We start from the raw sequence: 23,650 nt of genomic DNA, 5'->3' as shown, positions 1-23,650 counted from the left end.
TTGATTTAAAACCACTTGTATAACAAATCATATTAAAATTATATCTTGTTTTTATAATTTACAATCATTAATCAAACAATAGCTATAATCAAAATCCAAATCAAAAATTAATTTAGGAGTAAAAATTTAATGGATAGAAGGTTATTTTTAAAATTTAATGCTTTAGGCTTAGCAAGTATTAGCAGCGCTTATGCAATGGGGGATCATTCTCATCATAATATGCACTCAAAACATACACAAAAAGATACAAAAGAAATCGATACTTCTTTTATCAAACTAGAAAACCCAAACATTAAACTACTCGATGAAAAAGACTTTCCTAGCGGACAAACATTAGCAAATTTAAAACTTCTAAAAAACACAAGCACAAAGAAAAATTTCTTTAGATCAAGTATAGAAATCAAAGAAAGTCAAATAGAGCTTGTTAAAGGTAAAAAAACAAAATGCTTTACTTACAATGGCTCTATACCTGGACCTAAAATAGAAGTTTATGAAGGCGACACTGTAGAAATTTTGGTAAAAAATAGTTTAAAAGAGCCAACTACTATCCACTGGCATGGACTTGACATACCACCTGAGCAAGATGGCAACCCACACGATCCTATCATGCCTGGCAGAGAAAGAATTTATCGCTTTAAACTTGGAGAAAATTCAGCAGGAACCTACTGGTATCATCCACACCCACACTACACCACAGCAAAGCAAGTTTATAAAGGCTTAGCAGGGGTATTTGTAGTAAAAGCTAAAAAAGATGCGTTGTCGCATTTACAAGAACAAGATTGGGTGATTAGTGATCTGCGTTTAGATAAAAACGCACAAATTCCTGATAATAATTTATTTGATTGGCTAAATGGTAGAGAAGGAAATTTAGTTCTTATCAATGGACAATTAAAACCAAAAATAACACTTGACAAAGCTCAAAGAATTCGTATTTATAATTTTTGTGCGGCAAGATATTTAAATTTACGCATTAAAGGTGCTAAATTTATTTTAGTAGGAACTGATGGAGGGCTTATAGAAAAAGGTGTTGAATTAGATGAATTATTTTTAAGTCCTGCTTCAAGAGTAGAAGTGCTAATCAAAGCAAGTAAGGGTGAATTTAAACTTGAAAGTACTTATTATGACCGCGATAAAATGCTTGTTAAAGAAGAACCTTACACTCTTATGTTGGCTGATCTTAAAGTAGAAAAAACTATAGAAAACATACCTGAAAAGCTACGAGAATTTTCACCTTTAAAAGAAGCTACAAGCTTTAAAGAAGTGATTATGAGCGAAGATCATATGCAAATGCATGGTATTAGTAAAAAAAGTGAAGAAGAAATCAAAAAAAGCCTTGCCTCTATGTTTTTAATCAATGGTAAAACATTTGATATGAATAGAACGGATTTAACCTCAAAATTAAATGAAGTAGAAGAATGGGTAATAAAAAACAAATCGCATATGGATCATCCTTTCCATATACATGGAACACAATTTGAACTCATATCTTCTAAATTTAAGGGTAAAATAACAAAAGCAAAATTCAGAGCATTGCAAGATACGATTAATGTAAGACCTGGAGAAGAATTAAGACTTAGAATGAGTCAAAAATTTACCGGTATTAGAATGTTTCACTGCCATATTTTAGAGCATGAAGATCTTGGAATGATGGGAATTTTAGAAATAAAAGAATAAAGGTAAAAAAATGGTAAAAGTTGAATTTCTAGGGCCAATTAACAAAGAAAGCTTAGAACTAAATGTAAGCAATCTTAAAGAATTAAAAGCAATTTTAGGGCAAGATGAAAGCTTAAAAGAATGGCTTGAGCTTTGTGCGGTTGCTTTAAATGATGAAATGGTTTTTGATGATGAAACTACCTTAAAAGATGGGGATAAAATTTGTTTATTACCACCGGTTTGTGGAGGATGAGTTATGTTTGAATTACATCAAGGAGCCTTAGAAATTCCTAGCATTTATGCTAGATGGTATGAATATGCTAAAGATAAAAACTGCGGAGCTTTAATCACATTTTGCGGTATAGTGAGGGCTGAAGATGAGATTGAGGCTTTAAGTTTTGATATATATGAGCCTTTATTAAAAACTTGGTTTGAAAAATGGTGCCAAAAACTTGTAAATGAAAATGTAAGCTTGATGTTTGCTCACTCTATCGGTAAAGTTAAGGTGCATGAGAGTTCTTATTTTGCTGGGGTTTTAAGCAAGCAAAGAAAATTAGGATTAAAACTAATTAATGATTTTGTAGAAGATTTTAAAGCAAGTGCACCTATATGGAAATATGATATCATTAATGGCGAAAAAATTTATGCCAAAGAACGCTCTTTGAAACTTCAAGGAGCAGGAATTTTAAGCACTAAGGACTAAAATGCTAACTTCTTATAACCAAAGTTTAGACATACTTCATTCACACATACAAACATATGAAAAGATAGAAAACATCGCTTTAACACAGTGCTTAGATAGAATTTTAGCCATAGACATCGAAGCTTCTACTAACAACCCTCAATTTCCCACTGCTTCTATGGATGGCTATGCGATTAAATTTAGTGAGCAAGATGAGCCTTTATCTATCATAGGTGAAGTACCTGCTGGAATTTTCCCAAGCTTTAAAATACAAAATAAAGAATGTGTTAAAACCTTTACAGGCTCTTTAATGAGTGAGGGTTGTGATACCTTAGTACCTGTGGAAAAAGTCGAAGTTAAAAACAGTGTAGTTTATATAAAAGAAAAAGTTCCACAAGGCTTTGCTGTGAGAAAGGTGGGTGAGAACTACACCAAGGGCGAAATTTTACTCACTAAAGGCACAAAACTAGGTTATAGCGAGATAGCACTTTTAGCTGAGCTTGGATATTTTCACATTAGTGTATTTGCTAAACCTATCATAGGCGTGCTAAGTAGTGGAAGTGAAATCAAAGACTTAGGCGAAAGCTTAGAGCACTCTGCACAAATTCGCTCATCAAACCATGTAGCCATAGCTAATATGGCAAAAAAACTTGGTGCTGAAGCTAGAATTTTTCCACTTTTAAAAGATGATATGCAAAAAACCCCAAGTGTTTTAAAACAAGCACTTAATGCGTGTGATATTTTAGTTACCACCGGTGGAGTTTCCATGGGGGATTTTGACTTTTTAAAACAAGCTGTTAAAGAGTATGAAATCATCTTAGACAAAGTCGATGTAAAACCTGGAAAACATATCAAAATAGCCAAATTTGAAGATAAATTCATCTTTGCCCTGCCGGGTTTTCCATACTCGGCTATGGTAATGTTTAATTTATATGTAAGAGAACTTTTAAATGCTTGGCTTTTACAAGAAAAAGACTATGTATTTAAAGCATTTGCAAATACTGACTATAAGAAAAAAAGTTCGCATTTAGAATTTGTAGCTTGTAATGTGGAATTTAAAGATGGAAAAATTTATGCCAATTTAAAAGGCAAAAAACAAGGCTCAAGTGCCATCATCAACAACCTTAACCACAAAGCTACATTAATGATAGCAAATGATGATATAAAAGAAAATGATTTGGTTGATATAATTTTTATGCCTTGATTTACGCTGGATGAGAGCTTATGCGTTGTCCTTTTTCATCATAAGTTACAATCCAACTACCCCTTCTTTTATACTAACACTAGAACCTATAAATCCTATCAAAGCATCACCTTTGTTTGTATTTACTGACTTACTATAAAGCCTCCTATTTCCATCATAAACTTCTACCCATGAACCACTAACTTTAAGCCAAAGTAATAGCCATTTTTTTCTCCTTTAATTAAAATCGAAGGACGATAATATCAAAAAAAACGCAAGAGCCGATTAGTCATTTTTAAAAATTGATGATTTAAGGCAAAATTTAACAAGGATATAAAATAGATAAAAAATTAAATGATTTTTTTAAATTAAGAAAAGAATTTTATACTTTCTTGATGAACACATACCAAAAATGGAAAAAGTTGATATTTTTGATTTTTCTAAAGCAAAAACTATGGGATGTAAAGGAAGTTTATAATCATTTTATAAATCGACTATGCTATAAAAAAATGCTCGCTTGATATTTATAGAGCTTTTGATATTAGCTATAACAAAGATATAAAAAAGATTTTTAATGACAAGGTATAAATTTTTAACTTTTATTAAATTTTAAAAAAGATTTTTTAATCTTGATTTTTAATAAATTCGCTTTTATTAAATTCTTTAAAATTATACCAAGCTAAGACATTATAAACAAATCCTATAACAAAAAATACAAATCCTATTAAAATAGGCAATGTTAAAAAACCATAAAAATACATTTTACAAACTTTTATAAAATAAAACTGATTAGCTACTCTAGCTATCTCATAAAAAATTCTTTTTAAGAATTTAAAATATAGCAAACAAAATAAAATATGTATAGCCAACAAAAACGGAGTAAAAAACATTAATAAAAAATATTCTTCATTTAAAAAAACATAATAAAAAAATAAAATCATAAAATAAAGTAAAATAAAATAAAAAAATAAAATAAAAAGTGTTATAAAATAATTCTTGAACAAATTCTTAGCACTAGTATAAGTTTTTAATTGATATAAAACTATCATATATAATGTCGCGCTAATTACACTTAAAAAACCCATATAAGGCATAAAAGAACATAAATAAAAAGTTAAAGAAAAAAGGGCTATAACCCTCACATTTTTAGATTTCTTTTTTATATCTATCATTTATTACCTCTTAAACTAGCTTGAATTTTTTCAAAAAGCATTTTTGCTTGTTTTTGATTTTGCTCTAACTCGCTTAAAATTTCACTCACTTCACGCAAGGTTTTTTCTTCTTTTGTATTTGGATTTTTAGCACTTAAATCATAATTTCTTTCTTCAAGTTCTTTTTTACTTACCAAATAAGAATTAGCCGTGATTTTTCTTTCTTTATAACATTTTAAAAATTCTTGCAAATGCGTGTATTCTAAAGGTTTATTTTTAGTCAATTTAAAAGGTGGTACAAGCTCATAGTAATACACACTTTCATCATTTTCACCACAAATGCTTCTTTGCCCTTTAGAGAAAAAAAGCACATTAGTTTTTACCGCACTATAAGGTAAAAATATCCCACTTGGCAAGCTTAAAACACATTCAAGATTAAAATTTTCTAGCAAGTCTTTTTTTACACTCACAAAGGCATTTGAATTTTGAAAAAGCACCCCTTCAGGCACTACTATGGCACATCTTCCATTGTTTTTCAAAGACTTTAAAATATGTTGTAAAAACAAAAGCTCAGTAGCGTTTGATTTTACAGGAAAGTTATTTTGAATTTGATCTTTTTCTTTACCACCAAAAGGAGGATTTGCCAAAATCACTTCGTATTTTTCATTTTCAGTTATGTCTGTGATTTTTTTATTTAGAGTATTGGTTTTGATGATATTTGGGGACTTAACCTCATGTAAAATCATATTCATCACACCCATTGCATAACTAAGTGGAGTTTTTTCTTTACCGAACAAGGCATCATTTTGTAAAAATTCAAGTTCCTCCACACTCAAATTTGCTTTTTTCTTTTTTGCCCTATCTTCATAGAGAATATGCAAAAAACTCTCTACTAAAAATCCACAACTCCCACATGCAGGATCATAAATTCTCTCTTTTGCTTTAGGGTCTAGCACCTCCACCATAGCTCTAACCAAAGGTCTTGGGGTATAAAACTCCCCGCTATTTCCCCCATCACTTCCCATGTCTTTTAAAAGCTTCTCATAAACCTCACCCAAAGCAAATACATCACTTTCTTTGCTAAAACTTAGCTCATCAACTAAATTTATAACCTCTCTTAAAGTATGGCCATTAGCTATGCGGTTGTCTATAAATTCAAAAATTCCACCTATCTTATACTCTATGCTTTTGAAATTTTCATTATCTTTAAAACTTTTTAGGTATGGAAAAAGCTCATCATTCACAAAGCTTAGCAAATCACTTCCACTTAAAGCGTTTTTTACATCAAGCTTTCCTTCACTTGTTTTAGGTGCTGCCCAAGCCCTCCAACTAAATTTTTCTTGCAAAATAGCCCTATAAGGCTTTTCATCTAGCTCAGCTTCTAGCTTTAACTCTTCTTCATAATCATCTAAAAATTTCAAAAAAAGCACCCAGCTAATCTGCTCACTATAATGCATAGCACCGCTTATGCCATCATCGCGTCTTAGAATATCCGTAATTTTATCGATTTTATTTTGCATTTTTATCCTTTAAAGCTTTTAAAATAGCTTTATCAAAATCTGACTTATAGTTTTTATCTTGAATAACTCTAAATTTATAAAATTCTTCCTTAGCAAAATCATCTGCTAATTTCTTACTTATTTTGCCATTATCTTTTAAAATTTCTCTTTCATTGAATTCTAAAAAAATATCTAATCTATCTTTCCAATCTTGCATAGTCATAGCTATGTTTTTCTTTGCTCTATCTTCAGCATAGTCAAGATACATACTAACTATACGATTTAACTCCAAAAGTTCATCTTGACTAAGATAATTTTTAGCAATCACCACATCGCTTTGCAAAATTTTTCCTTCAGGAGCATTTTTCCATGAATAAAGTCCCATATTTTCTTTTTTATGATCTGCTCTTTGTTTTATAAGCTCTGCTGCAGTGTGTCCATGTGTAGCAAAATGGAGTTTATTTTGCACACTAGCAAAAAATTCTTTAGTCAATTCATCATTTTTGTCATAATCAATCGCTGTTGTATAAATATCAGTTATCTTTTGATAAAACAACCTCTCACTAGCTCTTATTTCTCTGATTTCTTCTAAAAGCTCATCAAAATAGTTTTTATTTATCACACTACCATTTTTCAGACGCTCTTTATCTAATACATATCCTTTAATGCTAAATTGTTTTAAGATTGTTGTAGCCCATTGTCTAAACTTTGTGGCTTTATAAGAATTTATTCTATACCCTACACTTATAATAACATCAAGATTATAAAATGCTATCTTCCTTTTAACTTCTCTTTTTCCTTCTTTTTGAACTACCGAGAATTCCTCGGAAGTTGAATTTTTATCAAGTTCATTTTCTTTATAGATATTACTAAGGTGTAGATAAATATTATCACTAGAGCACTCGAATAGTTTGGCCATTAAAGCCACGCTAAGCCATATATCATCATCTTTATAAATCACTTCTAAAAAATCTTCTTGATTTTCTAAACTAAAACTTAAAAAATCCATAGCAAGATTTCGTTTTATATTTTTTTGCATTTTTATCCTTCAAAAAATATGCTAAAAAAATCAAAATTTTTTAGCATATTTAGTCCATATGTTAAAATTTGATAAAAATTTTAACATTTACAATCTTCCTTGAAAAGCTTTATCTAGCAAGGACTTTTTAAGCTCTTGTAGATTTTTTATCTGCATTTGATAGTTTTGTTTTAAATTTTTTACATTAGAAGAAAGCTCATCTAAATAAGAAGCGATTTTCTTTTGCTCTTTGAATGGGGGAAGTGCAATAGGACATTTTTCTAAAATATTTAAATTTAATTTTGCAGTATGCGTTCCACCACCAACTTTATTATTATCAATCCATCCTTCAATAAAACAAGAATTTAAAAAATAAACCAAATAGTCACTTATAATTTTAACTTTTGGTTTTAAAAGCCCTAAGCTAACGAAAATACTAAATTCAAATTCTAAAGAAATTTTTATAGCTTTTCCCAAAGTTCCAATACGACAAATTAAAATATCTCCAAATTCAGGCTCAGCTCTTTTTATAAGCTTGTTATGCTCTTCTAGTGAAATGTATTTGACATCGCTTAAATCAAAAAAACCTTTAGAGATATTTTTAACAGATAAAAAAGGAATCCCTGTTTTTATATAATTAGGTGTTTTGTGTGTTCCATCTGTAATAAAACATATTTCCCCTAAACTTTTCCATTCCCAACCTTGTGGGAGTTTGTAGTTTTCCTTAGCATTATCTTTTAAGGGGTTAAAAGCTTTTTGCAAGGCACTTTGCATTAACTCATCTAAATTTAGCAAATCTTGCTCTAAAATTTTAATACTCTCATCTATCTTTGCAAAACTCTCATCTAAAATCCCCACTATTCTTTCTTGCTCTTTAAGTGGTGGTAAAGGGATTTCGATTTGCTTTAATCTTGTAATCGCTAATTTTGGTTGAGTAACTATTTTTGTAGAAATTTGTATTTGCGTTTTAAACATATTTGATAATGTAAAAAAATACATAAATTTATTGGAAATATTGTTTTGTATATATTCTAGCTTTACAGCATTTTCCGTTAGAATAGATCCGTTTAATTCTTTGGGGATAATACCGCTTTTTCCAATAGTTCCAGCAATACTAATATACAAATTATCATCATAAATTTTATAATTTTTTAGTATATTATAAGCATTTTCATTGATAAATTTAATATTTTTCAAATTTACAGTGCCATTATCCTGAAAATCAGCAACTCTTATATAGGTAAATTTTGTATTATCATCTAATAATTTTTCACCTTTGGGAAGTCTTTTGCCTCCTTTAATATTTGTAATTTCCTCAAGCCTTCTAACTTCCCAACCCTGCGGTAAATTTGTCATTAAATTTTCCATAAAGCTAAAGCTTGCTTAGCTAAAAAATTTTGATACTGATCAATACTTTTCGTATCCCAAGTTTTAAAATTCTCCGCTATATATCTCGGTAATTTAAAGTTAGACTTGCTATATATAGAAATTTTTTCTTCGAATTTTTTATTTTTTAATTCATGGTTGTATTTTTTTTCTAATAAAATATAATTTCCTAACTTATGGACTTTTTCATCATTTAAAGATGATGGAAGTATATGCTCTATTGTTGCAATTTGCTCATCGCAAACGCCTCCAGACAAGTGTCTTTCAATACTAACAAGCAAAAATTTAACTATTTTTGCATCATTCCCTGAAGTTGCTTTTTTAGAGTATATAGAAAAAGATTTTTTAAAATCATTATCATCAATATCGATTAATTTTAATGCATCTATAATTTCCTTTGTATTTTTATATTTGTTATGAAATATATTACAAGCAATTTTATTATAGTTAGATTCCAATTTATTTGTTCTAGTTTTTGAAATAGAATATCTAATAGATAATATAGTGCAAGCTTTTAAAATTTTTACAAAGTCTTGATCACTTGTTATTTTTTCTTTAGCAATTAACAATAATGGTAAAGATGATTTAAATCTTAATAATTCCAAAATATAAATATAATATTTTACATCTTGCACTGCAAAATCATTCCAAGAACTATGATTGGAATTTTGCAAAGCAAGATATAAAGAAGACAAACTATGAAGTTTAGATATAAAATTAAAAGCCTCTTCTGAAGTTTTTATATTTTTTTTAACCTCTTTAAAAAGTCTATTTTTTGTAACTAAGTCTATTTGTGAATTTATAACACTTCTTAGAAAATCAGGTATTTTTTCTGTTGAAATTTTATTATTTATGTTTTCCCACATTAAATTAGCTTGATTTAAAATTTCTGATTCATTTTTAAGTAAATTTAGAAAATAATTTTTTAATAAATCAGCGGCTGTTAATTCTACTCCTCTAGCATTTAGGGTTTGAAATAAAACATAAGCATCTAATTCATTTTGAACTATAATCACTATGAACTTTAATTGCTCTCCTATCATTTCCACATATTCCGCAATTGTTTTTCCATCTTCTTCTTGAAATTTTTCTTTAATTTTTTTTTGAAAAAAATCAAATGCTTTATATAATAAATAATTAGAATTATCCTCATCTGCTAGAGTTGGTTTATCTGGAGTATTCTGATTAATAATATAGTGAGTAAAAAAATTATTATTAGTATTATTTAAAGTAAGTTTTGGAACTATTTTTAATGTGGTAGAACTTTCATAACCTAAATATTTTTTATTAAAAATTTCTTTCCTTTTTTCATTATCTGTTTTATCCTTATCTTTTTTGACCAAATTATCTATATAAAATATTATCGCGGACATAAAAATACTTAAGGTGGTTAATCTTTGTTGCCCATCAATTATATCTATATTTTTAGCATCTTTAGTCTCTTGCAATACTATAGAACCCATAAAATGTGGATAGTTTGATTTTTCTAAATCTTCAATATCGCACCACAAATCCTCCCATTGATCTTCACTCCAAGAATAATTTCTTTGATATTTTGGAACACTATAAGTTCTATCTTTACCAAATAAATCATTAAAAGTTAAAGTTTCTGTATTTAAAAAACTATTGCTCATTTTCTCTCCTTTAATTTAAATAAATCTCCCTTTGTAAATCATCAATGCATTGTTTTAAATTCTCCATACCTTCAAATTCACTCACTAGCTCTTTTACACTACCTAAAGAGCTAAGATCTATAAGTGTTTTTAACCCGCTATCAAAGTCTTTTATACCATACTCTTGATACCTATCTAGTAAAAATTCCACAAGCTTTAAGGCTTTTTCTTTTTGGAAGCGTTTTAAAAATGCACTATTTTTTACATTTAGCACGCGTTCATGGCGTGTTTTTATCTCGCTGTTAAAGCTTAAGTGTGCTAACACATCATACACATCGCAGTCTTTTTGCTCAAAAATCACTGTCAATTCTTCCAAAACCTGCTCGCTTATGCGGTCTTTTTCAAGTTTTTGTAAAAATTCTTTCCTACTTGCTTGGTTACTCCAAATCTCGCGTAACTTTACTTCATCATCATAAAATTCTGCTAGCTTTCCTACTAAAAATTCCAAAAATTCTTTTGTGCTAAGTGGCTTGTCGCTATCTCCTATGTAACTTGTCGTTATATCAAGCACTTTTAGTTTGGTGCCTTTTAAATGCACGGTGACTTCTTTTTGCTTGGTTGCTTCTTTAGGCTTGCTTTGCTCTCTTTTGTTTTGTATAGTTTTTACCTCGGTTTTTTCTTCATCTTTGATCTGCTCGCCATCCCATTTAGGATCATAAAAAAGTCTTGTTACTCCGGTAAAATCTAGTATAGTAAAAAAATCTTTTCCCTCATACACCCTAGTGCCTCTTCCGATGATTTGCTTAAATTCTATGATAGAACCTATATTTGCCAAAAGCACTATGTTGCGGACATTTCTAGCATCTACTCCTGTGGTTAGCATTTTAGAACTAGTAAGTATCACAGGGTAACTTTTGTCATTATCTTGAAACTGCTTTAAGTACTCAAGCCCTATTTTACCCTCATCACTTGTAACCCTCACGCAGTAGTCATCTCTTTTTACACTTTTAAATTTATCAATAGCTCTTTTTACTTCACTTGCGTGGGCTTGGTTAGCACAAAATATAATGGTTTTATCCATAGGGCTGATGAGCTTTAAAATTTCTTTAGCTAGAAAGTCGTTGTATTGAGGTAAGTGAATATTTCTTTCAAATTCATTGATCTTATAAAAGCCTTTTTCTAACTTACCTTCTATGATATCATCAGGGTTATACACATAGCCTTCACTAAGCGTAGTCGTAACACGCTTAACTTTATAGGGAGTTAAAAAGCCATCTTCTATACCATCTTTAAGACTATACTCATATACACTCCCACCAAAATACCTATAAGTATCTACATTATCGCTTTTTTTAGGCGTAGCAGTAAGCCCTAAATGCGTAGCCGATGAAAAATACTCTAGCACCTCTGCCCAACTACCTTCTTCATTCGCTCCACCTCTGTGGCATTCATCGATGATGATAAGATCAAAAAAGTCTTTGGGGTATTGTAAGTAGAATTTGCTTTCTTGTTCTTCATTAACATTTTCTTGTTCTTTTGAATTTGAAGCTAGACTTTGATAAATTCCAAAAAACACATTTGCACTTGTAGGCACTCTGCCATTATTTTTTCTCAACTCTTGCGCACTCACTGCCACGCAATCTCCCTCTATAGGATTAAACTCTCCTAAAGCTTGATCTCTTAAACTCACCCTATCACATAAAAATAATATCTTAGGTTTTTTGTCTTGATTTGTTTTATTCCACCTAGCTTCAAGCAAACGATAACACAAAGCAAAGGCTATAGTGGTTTTACCTGTGCCTGTAGCAAGAGTGAGTAAAATTCTATTTTTACCGTTAATCAAAGCTTCTATGACTTTATCAACTGCGATCTTTTGATAATATCTTAATTCTTTTTGGGGTATGTATAATTCTCGCTGTGATAAAAGCTTGTATTGCCATTCTTTTAAATTTCCATAAATCCTAGCAAAAAGCTCATTTGGGGTTGGAAATTTTTCTATATACTCACCGCTTGAAGTTTTTAGATTGTATTCATAAATTTTATCGCCATTAGTGCTGTATACAAATGCTACATTTAAAATTTTGGCATATTCTATGCCTTGAGACAGGCCATCTAAAGGATCTTTGCTCTGTTTTTTAGCTTCTATGATAGCAAGATTATTGTTTTGAAATTTCAACAAATAATCTGCAAATTTTCTTTCGCCTCTTTTATTTCCTATAAGCTTACATCCATCGGTAAAATAATAATTTCTTATGATATTTTCTTCACTCCAAGAGCTAGTATGAAGTTTTACATCTATGAGTTTAACTCTAGTATCATCTTCTGAAAAATGCTTAAGTTCCATGGCTTCCTTATGGATAAAAAATTTAAATAATTATACCATAAAAATCAAACCAAAACCCACAAACGCACCTTGAGTATAGTATCTTACTTTATTTTCCCTATTGCAATAAAAACCTAGCTTTAATATAATTTCAAAAACCACAAAGGAGAGAAAATGGACTCAAAAATCTTTTTAGAAAATGGTCGTGTTAAAAGTAAAGGTTATGCCATGCTTAGCAAGGATTCTAAATTCACCCCTTTTGAATTTACACGCCATAAAGTAGGTAAAAACGACATCTTAATCGCTATCAAATACGCAGGAATTTGTCATAGTGACATACACACTGCAAGAAGCGAATGGGGCGAGGCAACCTACCCTTGCGTACCTGGCCATGAAATAGCAGGAGAAGTTATCGCAGTGGGTGAAAATGTGAGTAAATTTAAAGTAGGCGATTATGCTGGGGTTGGGTGCATGGTAAACTCATGCGGAGAGTGCGAAGCATGCAAAAAATCTCAAGAGCAATTTTGCGAAAATGGAAAAACCATCTACACTTATAACTGCAAAGATGTATTTCATGATAATGAAAACACCTATGGAGGCTACTCAAACAACATCGTAGTAAGTGAAAAATTTGCTATCAATGTACCAAAAAATGCACCACTTGAAAAGATAGCGCCTTTGCTGTGTGCGGGTATTACTACCTACTCACCGCTTAAATTTTCAAATATTAAAGAAGGCTCAAGTGTAGCCGTAGCAGGATTTGGTGGGCTTGGTATGATGGCAGTAAAATATGCTGTGAAAATGGGTGCAAAAGTGAGTGTTTTTGCAAGAAATGAAAACAAAAAAGCACAAGCTTTAGCTATGGGTGTGAGTAATCTTTATACTAGTACAGATAAAAGTGCGGTAAAAGAAAGATTTGACCTCATCATCTCTACCATACCGACCCCTTATGATCCGCTAGCTTATATGGATTTGCTAAAATTTGGTGGTGAGATGGCTATAGTAGGATTACCTCCACATGAAGTAAGCCCTAGCATTAACATCATTCACTTTGTACATAAAGCAGGTAAAAAAGTATATGGCTCGCTTATTGGGGGCATTAAAGAAACTCAAGAAATGCTTGATTTTTCTTTAGAACATGGAATTTATCCTGAAATTGAACTCATCAAGCCAAGTGAGATTGACAAAGCTTATGAAAACCTCACTTCAGGAAAAGCCAAATTCCGCTATGTAATCGATATGAGTGAGCAGGATTAATACTCATCAAAAATCACATCGCTAGTATCAAAACCTCTTTGCTTGGCTATTTCAAGCAAAGAGTTTATTTGCTCTTTTGCTAAAATCTCTCTTGATAAAATCCATAAATATTTTTTATCAGGACTACCTACGATAGAAACTTGATAGCTTGTGTCAATGTAAATAATCTCATAATTTGGCTTGTTAAAAACATTCATAAAAATACTAAATTTAACCGCTAAAGATCTTGGTGATTTTACCCTAGCTTTGCCATTTGCCTGAGAGATTTCTCCATTTTCTTTAGTGCATATATTTTTGACTTTGATTATAGGCGTAGAGCCTTCATACTCTAGCTCATATTCTGCCTTAGCACTTTTGCAAGTTTTTTGAAAAAACGCAGGTTTTCTAGCCATTTCTAGCCATGTACCCATGTATTTTTCTAAATTTATACCATCTAATAATTCTATCATTTTTCTTCCTTTTGATTTGCCTCACCCCAATCACACATCGCTTGTAAAATAGGGATTAAACCTTGACCTTTTTTAGCAAGGCGGTATTCTACTTTTGGAGGGATTTGTGGGTATTCTTTACGCGTGATTAAATCATCATTTTCAAGCTCTCTTAAAGTATGTGTTAAAGTCTTAAAAGAAATATTACCAAGATATCTTTTAAGTTCATTATATCTTACTACTTCATAGCGAAATAAACAGTACAAAACGCTCATCTTATACTTTCCCGAAATCAAAGATAAAGTATAATTAAATCCGCATTCCGTAAAATCGCACTTTTCTTCCATATACTTTCCTTTTATATAGTATCTTACATAAATTTCAGTATTGAAATAAAATTATAGTTAAATTATAATTTTAAAAAACATAAAAAGGAAAAATATGCAAAAAGTATTATTATTAAATGGTGCAAAAGAATTTGGACACTCCAAAGGAAGATTAAACACAAGCTTGCATGAGCTTGCACTTAAGACTTTACAAGAGCTTGGTTTACAAACCCAACAAACACACATAGATCAAGGTTATAACACAAACGATGAGGTAGAAAAAATTCTAAATGCTGATGTTTTGATTTGGCAAATGCCTGGTTGGTGGATGGGAGAGCCTTGGATAGTGAAAAAATACATTGACGATGTTTTCACAGCAGGACATGGAGTGTTTTATAAAAACGATGGTAGAAGTCATAATGAACCTACTAAGAATTATGGCACAGGTGGGCTTTTAAAAAATAAAAAATACATGCTTTCGCTAACTTGGAATGCTCCAATGCAAGCTTTTGATGATGAGAATGAATTCTTTAATGGAGCCGGAGTTGATGGAGTGTATTTACACTTTCACAAAGCACATGAGTTTTTAGGAATGAGTGCTTTGCCTACTTTCATAGCAAATGATGTAATCAAAAATCCTCAAGTACAAGAATATTTCACAAATTATAAAACGCACTTAGAAAAAATTTTTAAAGCTTAGAAATTTGGGATTTGATGCTAGAAATCATTGATTTTTTAGCCTCAAATTCACTTTTTAAATTCAAAATAATCTGTCTTTTAGTCTCAATAAAATCAACAAAACTTTGCATATAATTTTTATAAATTTTTAAAACCACAGGCTTATTTAAAAGCAAATCTTCAAATTCATATACATTAAGCTCGGTTAATACTCTTTGGTGCACTTCACTTGCTTTTGGATGATACAAGCTAAACTCGGTACTATCAAGCTCGTAAAATTCTTTACTCGCATTCATTTTAGCACTAAAAAATCCTAAAGTAAGCTTAGTAGCACTCTCATAATTTGCCAAAGCCTTTAGATTAAGCTTTTCTAAAAATAGATCAAGTTCAAGTTGGCTTTTAAATAATAATTGCTTAAAATCTTTTAAAAAAAGTTCTTCGCTAGCACTAGCAAAGCTTCTAAAACTAGCAAATTCTTTTTCACTTTCTAAGGCATTTTCTTTTTGTAAATTTGAAAATTGAGCCTTAAAAAGCAAAATTTGCTCTTCTAAATGAGTAAAAAATAAGGAAAAATCATCTTTAATTTGACTAAATTCTAAAGCGATTTCATTTTTTAATCTTTTAAATTCCTTATTCATTGCTTCAGAGTTATAAAACATAGCCAAAAACGCATCGTCGCTTGAAAGATATGGTGCTTTATAAGCAACTTTTTCATAAAGATTTTTCTTAAATAAACCCTTAGCTTCTTTATAATAACTACTATCTTTTTCTTTGATAAATTTTAAAATTTCTTGAGCAATTTTTTCTCCAACAAGTTTTAATTTATCCAAACAATTATGATTTAGAATTTTGATTTTTTGCTCTAGCTTGCTTGCTTTGAAAGTTTGCAAAACAGTATTAAATTTAAGCTCTAATTGCTCTAGTGCATTTTGAAACAAATCATATTGATTTAACAAAAGCTCGCATAAATTACTAAGTTTTTCTTTAATAAAATCTTTTTTAATGCACTCATAATCAAGTTCTTTTAAATACTCATAAAGTAAAGGTAAATTTGACTTTTGCAAATCAAATTTTACTTCTTTGCATGAAATTGCGATGATTTTTTCAAAATACTTATCAAAAACTAAATGAGCGTAATTTAAAACATTTTCTAGCTCATCTTGACTTAACTTATCTTTTTGATTAAGCACGCAAATTCCACCACGCTCTAAAAGCTTAGCATTTGCCTTTATAGCATCTTCTTCACTTTTTTTGCCTGCATTATCAATCAAACTAAGCCAAATAGCACTATGCATAAAAGAAAGCTCTTTAAAAGTAGTTAGCGTATCGGTGGTGTTTGCATTTAAACCCGGGGTATCTATAAGTGTGATATCTTTTAAAAGCTCAATAGGTGCAAAAAGGTGCAGACTTTTAGTTTCTTTTAGCTCATTTCTTTGATCACTAAATTTAGAAAGCTCATCTATATCAACAATCTCATCACTGCCATCTTCATATTCAACTCTTAAAAAATACTCCTTAGCATAGCGTAAAAAAGTGGGCTTAAAAGTCACTGGCACCACGCCTGTTGGCAGGCATTCTTTTTGTAAAATTAAATTTAAAAGCGTGGATTTACCGCTGGAAAATTGCCCTATGATAGCCACATTAATGGCTCTTTTATAGCTAGCTATAATCATTTCAAGATCTTTTAAAAAGACATCATTTAAATGCAAGCTTGGTTCTAAAAATGCATTTTTGATTGCTAAGATTTTTCCTTCAAAACTATCATCAAAGCTTTTACAATAAGCATTTTCATAAGCTTTTAAAAAATCATTAATCAAATCATTTTGCATTTAAAAGCTCCGTTTTTAAAGTCTTTAAACTTTGTAATTTTGTATTGTTTTTTTCTAAAAACTCTTTGGAATTTTGTTCATTTTGTTCTATTTGTAAAATCAAGTCTTTTAAGTCTTTGATTTGTTCTTCTTGCTCTTTTTCGTATAAATTCAAACTAAGCTCTAAATTAGTAAAAAATTCTTGATTATTTTTTAAATCTAGTGCGATTTTTTCTATATTAAATGTTTGTAATTTTTCTAAAATTTGATTTTCTAAAGAGCTTTCTAGTTTATAAATATCTTGCGTGGATTCTAAATTTTTTAAAAGTCCTGCTTTTAATGTCATAAAAAGATCATTGGTAAAAATACTTTCTATTTTTGTTTCAACCTTACTTTTAAAATCATCACAATTTTGCTCTAAAATAGCTTTTAAAAAATCATATTTCACACTTAGTGTGGTTTTAAGCTCATTAATTTTATACTCACTTTGCTGTTTTAGCTCTCTTAAAAGATCAAAAATTCCATCTTTTAAAGTCGTATCAATGATAGTATTTAGTCTTTGAGTGTTGTTTTTGATTTTATTATTTTGATTATATTTTAGCTCATCTATAAGTTTTTCTTTTAATTTCTTAGCTAGTAAATGCAAAAGTGTTAAAATTTCTTGAGTATTTTCATCTTTTGTGTTAAAAATAGCACTTAGTTCTGCTTTTACTTGCATTAATTTTTCTTTTTTTGCTTTAAAATTATTGATAATAGTTTGATTTTGCTTATCAAGCTCAAAGCTTTCATAATTTAGCATTTTATTAGAAAATTTAATTTTTTCTTCTATTTTTTCTAAATGTAATAATAATTCTTTTTTATAAGCACTTAGAGCAATTTTGTTTTTATCATATAAACTTTTAGCTATAAGTTCTTCTAGCGTTAAAATATTACTTTGTTCTAAATTTCCACCTTTTTTTTGATAAAAATCATTAGCTAATTTTGAAGAAATACACACAAAATCTAAATTATCTAATAATTCTTGGCTAAGCTGCTTTTGTGCTAAATTTTCTTTGAGTTTATTTTTAGTATAGTTAATTACTTCTTGCAAGTCTTTTTGACTAAGCAAGTCAGCCTTAGTAAGCACAATTAAAAGCTTACTTACCCTTGAAGTTAGCAAACATTCTATAATAAAATCACAATCTTTTTGACTAAGACTTTGAGAAGCATTCATAAGGTGGATTAAAAAGTCAGCCTTGCTTATATACGCTTTTGTTAAAAGCTCTCTTTGGATAATAACATCATCAAGTCCTGGGGTATCAACTATACAAACATTATCTTTTAAAAAATCAAGCGATGAAAAAAGCTCTATTTTTTTAATAAGTGCTGAGATTTTGTTTTTTGCGCTAGTATAATTTTTTAATTCTTCAATTTTTATTTCTATATTTTTATTTTCTTTTTCAAGATATTCATTTAGATTAAAATTTTGCTCTAATTGTTTTATAAGTTCTTGCATGTCTTGATTATCTTTAGAGCTTTTTAAAATATCTTGCCATTCTTCATCACTCCAAAAATATATCTTAGCTTTTTGATCTTTGCCGTATTTTAAAACACTCAAATTTGCAGTTTCAGGCACATTAGATACACCTAAAAAATCTTTTTTTAAAAGCGCATTTAGCATGCTTGATTTACCTGCATTTACCACACCCGTTACCGCGATAGAAAAATCAATATTACTAAATTTAACCAAAGCTTCTTGTAAAAGTTTTTGAGCTTTTTCATCCTCGCAAAGCTCTTGTAAGTTTTGATTAATGAGATCTAGTGTTTGATGTGAGTTTTTAACTTCTTGCTTGTAATCTTTTTGAATAACTTTTTGTTTAGATACAAAAGCACATATTAAAGTATTATCGGTGATTTTTTGAAGTTTTTCCAAGGCTTTTAAAAGCTCGTTTTTATCTAAAATTCCCAAATTTAAAGCATTAATAAAACAAACCTGTGCATACTGTATACCATAAAGATCTAAGCGTAAATTTAAACTTTTCATCAAATTTTTAAATTCATTTAAAGCGCTAAATCTTTCATAATTATCAAGATTAGTACTTAAAACAATTGCTGCTTTTTGAGCGTCAATTAAACTTTCATCAAAAAGTGTATTTGTATCAAGATAAACACTATGATTTTGCCAAATTTGTTTTAGTAAGGTTTTAAGTGCCCCCTTTTCTTGGGGGCTAGGATTATTTGTTTCTTTGAGCGACAAGCTGTCTTCTCATATAAGCAATTTTACTTTGTAAAGGTAGTTCTTTTGGACAATTATCTTCACATGCAAGTAAAGACATACATCCAAATACACCATCATCATCACCCACTAATTCATAAAAATCCTCTATAGTTCTGTGATCATGTGGATCTTGTAAATATCTAGCTGTTCTTAAAAGCCCAGTAGCTGCGATAAAGTCAGGTCTCATCAACTTAGTCGCACAAGAAGCAACACAAATTCCACACTCTATACAACGATCAAGTTCAAAAGTCTCATCAGCAACTTCTGGCTCAATACGCTCTTCAAGTTTAGAAATATCTGTTTCTTTTTCATTATGCACCCAGCTTTCAACGCGCTTACACATACCATCAAACCACTCACCTGTATTAACACTCAAATCTTTAATATGTCTAAATGCAGGCAAAGGCATAAGCTCTATAACGCCATCTGGATAGTCTTTTGTCAATGTTTTACAAGCAAGTTTTGGCTTACCATTGATCATCATAGCACAGCTTCCACAAATCCCTGCTCTACATACAAAGTCAAAACTCAAATCCGCATCCATTTTTTCTCTGATTTGAGTTAAGCACACAAAAATCGTCATAAATGGAGTTTCTTCAAGCTCATAAGTAACAAAATGAGGCTTAGAAATTTTACTTAATGGATTATATTTAAATGCTCTTATTGTTAATTTTCTACTCATAATCAACTCCTATTCTTTGATTTGGTGCTTTAAATTTAGCTTGTAATTCATAAGGCATTAAAGCATGTTGAATTTCATATCTACCTTTGCCTTCTGCTTCCATTTTTTCACGGATCGCATCAACTTCAGCTTGGCGTTTTTCACTTAATGGGTTTTCAATGATATTTCCTTTAGCACCATAACCTCTAAATGCAGGTGGAATTTCCATTTTCATAATATCAAGATCTTCATACTCAACTCTAGGCATACTTTCACCTTCTACCCAGTAAGTATTTGTTCTTTTCATCCAATTTAAGTCATCTCTTTTTGGATAATCTTCTCTATAATGAGCCCCACGGCTTTCTGTTCTTAAAAGCGCGCCATAAGCAACACATAAAGCAATTTTTAGCATTCTTGGAACCCTGTAAGCTTCTTCAAGCTCTGGATTTGCACATTTTAATTCTTTATCATGCACTTTTAGATCAAGTGATTTATGATATAACTCTTCAAGTTCTTTAACCGCTTCTTCAAGACCTTGACCTGTTCTAAAGATAGCTACTTTTTCCCACATAATGTCTTTCATTCTGTTTTTGATTTCAAATACATCATGTTTTCCTTCTTTGCTAACAAGAGATTTTAAATAATCATACTCTTTAGAAAGGAAAGATTTAACGATGTTTGTATCAATTTCTGAACCATTTTCTTTACAATATTGTGCAAAATAATCCCCTACGATCATACCTGCAACAACAGTTTCTGAACATGAATTTCCACCCAAGCGGTTAAATCCGTGCATGTCCCAACAAGCTGCCTCACCACATGCAAAAAGACCATTTAGCCATTGACTTTCACCGGTTGGTTTTGTTCTAATACCACCCATTGAGTAATGTTGCATAGGTAAAACTGGCGCCCAGCCTTTTGGACCCTCATCAGCAGGATCAATACCATTAAATGTTTTACAAATATCTTGAACATCACGAAGATTTTTTTCAACATGAGCACGACCAAGGATAGAAATATCAAGCCATAAATGATCTCCATAAGGGCTTTTTACCCCTTTTCCTTTTCTAATATGCTCCATCATTCTACGACTTACAACATCCCTACTTGCAAGTTCTTTTTTCTCAGGCTCATAATCAGGCATAAAGCGGTAACCATCAACATCTCTTAAGATACCACCATCACCTCTACAACCTTCAGTTAGCAAGATACCACTTGGCACGATTGGAGTTGGATGAAATTGCACTGCTTCCATATTTGAAAGTCTACAAAGTCCAGTTTCAAGTGCAATAGCAGCTCCTGTACCTTCACAAATAACAGCATTTGTAGTTTGTTTATAAATTCTACCATAACCACCTGTTGCAATCATAGTTCCTCTAGCAACATAAGCAATTAATTCTCCATTAGTTAAATCTCTAGCAATAGCTCCTAAACATTTTTTACCATCATGAATTAATCTTACTGCTTCCATTCTATCAATAATTTTAACTTGATGTTTAATCGCTTCATTTGCCACACCATATAACATACAATGCCCTGTTGCATCAGCTATATAACATGTTCTCCATTTTTTAGTACCACCAAAGTCTCTTGCATTTATAAGACCATGCGCTTCTTCTTTTTCTTCGATAGTAGTTTTTTGAGCGTTTATAACAACAGTTCTAGGTCCTTTTGTAACTCTAGTCCAAGGCACACCCCAAGCAGCAAGCTCACGAACCGCTTTTGGAGCAGTTTGCGCAAACATTCTAGCTACTTCTTGATCACAGCCCCAGTCAGATCCTTTTACTGTGTCAGCAAAATGCACATCTTCATTATCACCTTCGCCTTTTACACTATTTCCTAAACTTGCTTGCATACCACCTTGTACAGCAGCTGAGTGAGATCTTTTAACTGGACAAATACTTAATAAAGTTACACTCTGACCACTTTTTGCAACTTCAATAGCAGCTCTTAAACCTGCAAGACCACCACCAATAACTAAAGCATCACTATATTGTATGTTCATATTTAGCTCCATCATAAGTTTTTACTATTTGCGCTACAGAGTTGTTTTGGTAATTATTAAGACCTATTTTTGCAAAAGCAGCTAAGCTTAATACACCTAAAACTAAGAAGAAAATACTAATAAACCATTTTGCTTTTTTAAGTTTTTTACGACTTTCTTTTGCATCTTTACCTTCAAACCAACCCCATTTTACACATAATCTATATAAACCAATACTTCCATGCAACTCAACACAGATTAATAAGGCAATATAAAATAACCACATAAAATGACTTACCACTCTATCGCCTGACATATCAGCACTGATTTTATCTGCATTAGTTATAACAAAAATCAAATGCGCTGAACCTAGGAAAAACATTACAAAACCAGTTGCAGCCTGAACCCACCATAAAGAAGAATCACCATGATTCATATATTTTAAGTGTGTTCTACAAAGTTGATATTGTCTAAAATTGATAGGAAATTTTCTCATTGCAAGACCTGCATGCACAAAGAAAATCACTAAAACACAGGCGGCTAAAAAAGAAGTGATGTAGCTCATCATAGGGCTATCAATGATAAATTTTAGTTCCAAAAAGTGAACTACTGAATCAAAAAAATCATCACTAACCAAAATGGTAGAAACGAAAAACATATGTGCCCACATAAACAAGCCTAAAATCAAGCCTGTTGCACTTTGAATATAGTCAAGTTTTGCTGGCATTTTGCTTTTTTTGCCATCAACACTCTTGCCTAAAAAACCTTCAATGAGTTGGCTCATATTTACTCCTTTAAAAAGTTGATAATTTATAATATCGGAGCAATTATAGAACTTTTATTCTTAAAAAAAATAAAAATTTATAAATTTTTTTTAATATTTCTTAAATAAAAAGATAAAATTAGTCCTAATAAAAACATTATAATACTTAAAATTTGACCCATACTCATACCAAAAGCAACAAAGCCTATACCAAAGTCAGGCTCTCTATAAAACTCACAAACAAAACGCGCTAAAGCATAAAAAATTGTATAATAAGCAATAAGCTCTCCATTGTATTTTTTATATTTTTTTATCAATAATAAAATGATAAAAACTATAAAACCTTCTAAAAATGCTTCATAAAGTTGCGAAGGATGACGCAATACCCCATCTACATAAATACCCCAAGGTACATCCGTAGCTCTACCAAATAGCTCTTGATTTAAAAAATTTCCAATACGCCCAAAAATATAACCACATGGCACACTAATAGCAACCAAATCTAAATATTTCCATAAATTTTGTTTATTTTTTTTACAAAAAGCATAAGTTGCTATTAAAAATCCTATAACAGCACCATGGTAACTCATACCTCTAATTCCTACAAATTCTCCATTATAAAAAGGATTAAAAATTTGCCAAGGATGCGTAAGATACCATAAAGTATTTGCATCATAAATTAAAATATAACCCAATCTTGCACCTAAAATTACACCAATTTCAACCCATATAAAATAACTATCAAGCATAGCTTTTGAAATTCCCATATTGTCTTTAATAGCATAGTATTTTGCAACCATTAAAGCAACAAGTAAGGCTAATACATACATAATACCATACCAATGCACTTTTAAACCAAAAATTTCAAAAGCCACTACATCAAAATTTGCATAAATATTTTGCCAAAATTCCATAAAAAAGCCTTTATAATAAAACACATAATATAGCAAAAAATTGTATAATTATAAAAATAACAAGGA

Annotated in this window: 20 protein-coding genes; 6 read left to right on the top strand and 14 right to left on the bottom strand. The window is 30.5% G+C overall.

Going from position 1 to position 23,650, the window contains the following annotated elements; translation table 11 throughout:
• Positions 1-129: 129 nt before the first annotated feature.
• Genes L8X97_RS05380 through L8X97_RS05365 form a run of 4 tightly spaced genes read left to right on the top strand, consistent with a single transcriptional unit; the run spans position 130 to position 3,539 of the window.
• The gene (locus tag L8X97_RS05380) at positions 130-1,674 is read left to right on the top strand and encodes a multicopper oxidase family protein (RefSeq protein WP_263662816.1); all 1,545 of its coding nucleotides are present in this window, start codon (positions 130-132) and stop codon (positions 1,672-1,674) included.
• A gap of 10 nt (positions 1,675-1,684) precedes the next feature.
• The gene (locus L8X97_RS05375; protein ID WP_039617593.1) at positions 1,685-1,906 is read left to right on the top strand and encodes a molybdopterin synthase, small subunit; all 222 of its coding nucleotides are present in this window, start codon (positions 1,685-1,687) and stop codon (positions 1,904-1,906) included.
• A 3-nt stretch (positions 1,907-1,909) separates the two neighbouring features.
• Entirely contained in the window at positions 1,910-2,356 is a 447-nt protein-coding gene (locus L8X97_RS05370) for a molybdopterin synthase catalytic subunit (protein ID WP_263660539.1), read from the top strand.
• 1 nt (position 2,357) lies between these two features.
• Positions 2,358-3,539, top strand: a complete 1,182-nt coding sequence (locus L8X97_RS05365) for a molybdopterin molybdotransferase MoeA (RefSeq protein ID WP_263662815.1) — start codon at positions 2,358-2,360, stop codon at positions 3,537-3,539.
• A gap of 602 nt (positions 3,540-4,141) precedes the next feature.
• Here the strand turns inward: L8X97_RS05365 and L8X97_RS05360 are convergent.
• From L8X97_RS05360 to hsdR, 6 genes are all read right to left on the bottom strand, one after another.
• Positions 4,142-4,690, bottom strand: a complete 549-nt coding sequence (locus L8X97_RS05360; protein ID WP_220566418.1) for a hypothetical protein — start codon at positions 4,688-4,690, stop codon at positions 4,142-4,144.
• Complete coding sequence (locus L8X97_RS05355; RefSeq protein WP_263662814.1) at positions 4,687-6,189, bottom strand: type I restriction-modification system subunit M; 1,503 nt, start codon at positions 6,187-6,189, stop codon at positions 4,687-4,689. The genes L8X97_RS05360 and L8X97_RS05355 overlap by 4 nt, the downstream gene beginning before the upstream one ends.
• Positions 6,179-7,207 carry a virulence RhuM family protein gene (locus L8X97_RS05350; protein ID WP_263662813.1) on the bottom strand — a complete coding sequence of 343 codons (1,029 nt, stop codon included), beginning with the start codon at positions 7,205-7,207 and terminating at the stop codon, positions 6,179-6,181. The genes L8X97_RS05355 and L8X97_RS05350 overlap by 11 nt, the downstream gene beginning before the upstream one ends.
• Before the next feature lie 87 nt (positions 7,208-7,294).
• Positions 7,295-8,542: a restriction endonuclease subunit S gene (locus tag L8X97_RS05345; protein WP_263662812.1), complete on the bottom strand. Its 1,248-nt coding sequence runs from the start codon at positions 8,540-8,542 to the stop codon at positions 7,295-7,297.
• Positions 8,542-10,206, bottom strand: a complete 1,665-nt coding sequence (locus L8X97_RS05340) for a DUF262 domain-containing protein (protein ID WP_263662811.1) — start codon at positions 10,204-10,206, stop codon at positions 8,542-8,544. The genes L8X97_RS05345 and L8X97_RS05340 overlap by 1 nt, the downstream gene beginning before the upstream one ends.
• Positions 10,207-10,216: 10 nt before the next feature.
• Positions 10,217-12,529 carry an EcoAI/FtnUII family type I restriction enzme subunit R gene (gene hsdR, locus L8X97_RS05335; RefSeq protein WP_263662810.1) on the bottom strand — a complete coding sequence of 771 codons (2,313 nt, stop codon included), beginning with the start codon at positions 12,527-12,529 and terminating at the stop codon, positions 10,217-10,219.
• Positions 12,530-12,682: 153 nt separating this feature from the next.
• On the opposite strand from hsdR, the gene L8X97_RS05330 reads away from it, so the two are divergent.
• Entirely contained in the window at positions 12,683-13,765 is a 1,083-nt protein-coding gene (locus L8X97_RS05330) for an NAD(P)-dependent alcohol dehydrogenase (protein WP_263662809.1), read from the top strand.
• Here L8X97_RS05330 and L8X97_RS05325 read toward each other — a convergent pair.
• Positions 13,762-14,214: a lipocalin family protein gene (locus L8X97_RS05325; RefSeq protein ID WP_263661085.1), complete on the bottom strand. Its 453-nt coding sequence runs from the start codon at positions 14,212-14,214 to the stop codon at positions 13,762-13,764. The genes L8X97_RS05330 and L8X97_RS05325 overlap by 4 nt on opposite strands.
• Positions 14,211-14,540, bottom strand: coding sequence for a MarR family transcription factor RrpA (gene rrpA, locus L8X97_RS05320; protein ID WP_263662808.1), 330 nt, complete (start codon positions 14,538-14,540; stop codon positions 14,211-14,213). The genes L8X97_RS05325 and rrpA overlap by 4 nt, the downstream gene beginning before the upstream one ends.
• Positions 14,541-14,634: 94 nt before the next feature.
• On the opposite strand from rrpA, the gene L8X97_RS05315 reads away from it, so the two are divergent.
• The gene (locus L8X97_RS05315) at positions 14,635-15,219 is read left to right on the top strand and encodes an NAD(P)H-dependent oxidoreductase (RefSeq protein ID WP_263662807.1); all 585 of its coding nucleotides are present in this window, start codon (positions 14,635-14,637) and stop codon (positions 15,217-15,219) included.
• On the opposite strand, the gene L8X97_RS05310 is transcribed toward L8X97_RS05315, so the two are convergent.
• The 6 genes from L8X97_RS05310 to lgt form a co-directional block, all read right to left on the bottom strand.
• Positions 15,209-17,026, bottom strand: a complete 1,818-nt coding sequence (locus tag L8X97_RS05310) for a dynamin family protein (protein WP_263662806.1) — start codon at positions 17,024-17,026, stop codon at positions 15,209-15,211. The genes L8X97_RS05315 and L8X97_RS05310 overlap by 11 nt on opposite strands.
• Complete coding sequence (locus L8X97_RS05305) at positions 17,016-19,241, bottom strand: dynamin family protein (RefSeq protein ID WP_263662805.1); 2,226 nt, start codon at positions 19,239-19,241, stop codon at positions 17,016-17,018. Before L8X97_RS05305 ends, L8X97_RS05310 begins: the two co-directional genes overlap by 11 nt.
• Positions 19,219-19,944, bottom strand: a complete 726-nt coding sequence (locus L8X97_RS05300) for a fumarate reductase iron-sulfur subunit (protein WP_012661078.1) — start codon at positions 19,942-19,944, stop codon at positions 19,219-19,221. The genes L8X97_RS05305 and L8X97_RS05300 overlap by 23 nt, the downstream gene beginning before the upstream one ends.
• Positions 19,937-21,928, bottom strand: coding sequence for a fumarate reductase flavoprotein subunit (locus tag L8X97_RS05295; RefSeq protein ID WP_220566271.1), 1,992 nt, complete (start codon positions 21,926-21,928; stop codon positions 19,937-19,939). The genes L8X97_RS05300 and L8X97_RS05295 overlap by 8 nt, the downstream gene beginning before the upstream one ends.
• Positions 21,912-22,691, bottom strand: coding sequence for a fumarate reductase cytochrome b subunit (locus tag L8X97_RS05290; protein ID WP_070255907.1), 780 nt, complete (start codon positions 22,689-22,691; stop codon positions 21,912-21,914). Before L8X97_RS05290 ends, L8X97_RS05295 begins: the two co-directional genes overlap by 17 nt.
• Before the next feature lie 77 nt (positions 22,692-22,768).
• Entirely contained in the window at positions 22,769-23,584 is an 816-nt protein-coding gene (gene lgt, locus L8X97_RS05285) for a prolipoprotein diacylglyceryl transferase (RefSeq protein ID WP_133319437.1), read from the bottom strand.
• Positions 23,585-23,650: the final 66 nt, after the last annotated feature.

It is taken from the genome of Campylobacter sp. CNRCH_2013_0671h, assembly GCF_025773055.1.
In the GTDB taxonomy this organism is placed as follows: Bacteria; Campylobacterota; Campylobacteria; order Campylobacterales; family Campylobacteraceae; genus Campylobacter_D; species Campylobacter_D lari_D.
This window is presented reverse-complemented; position numbering and strand designations above follow the sequence as displayed.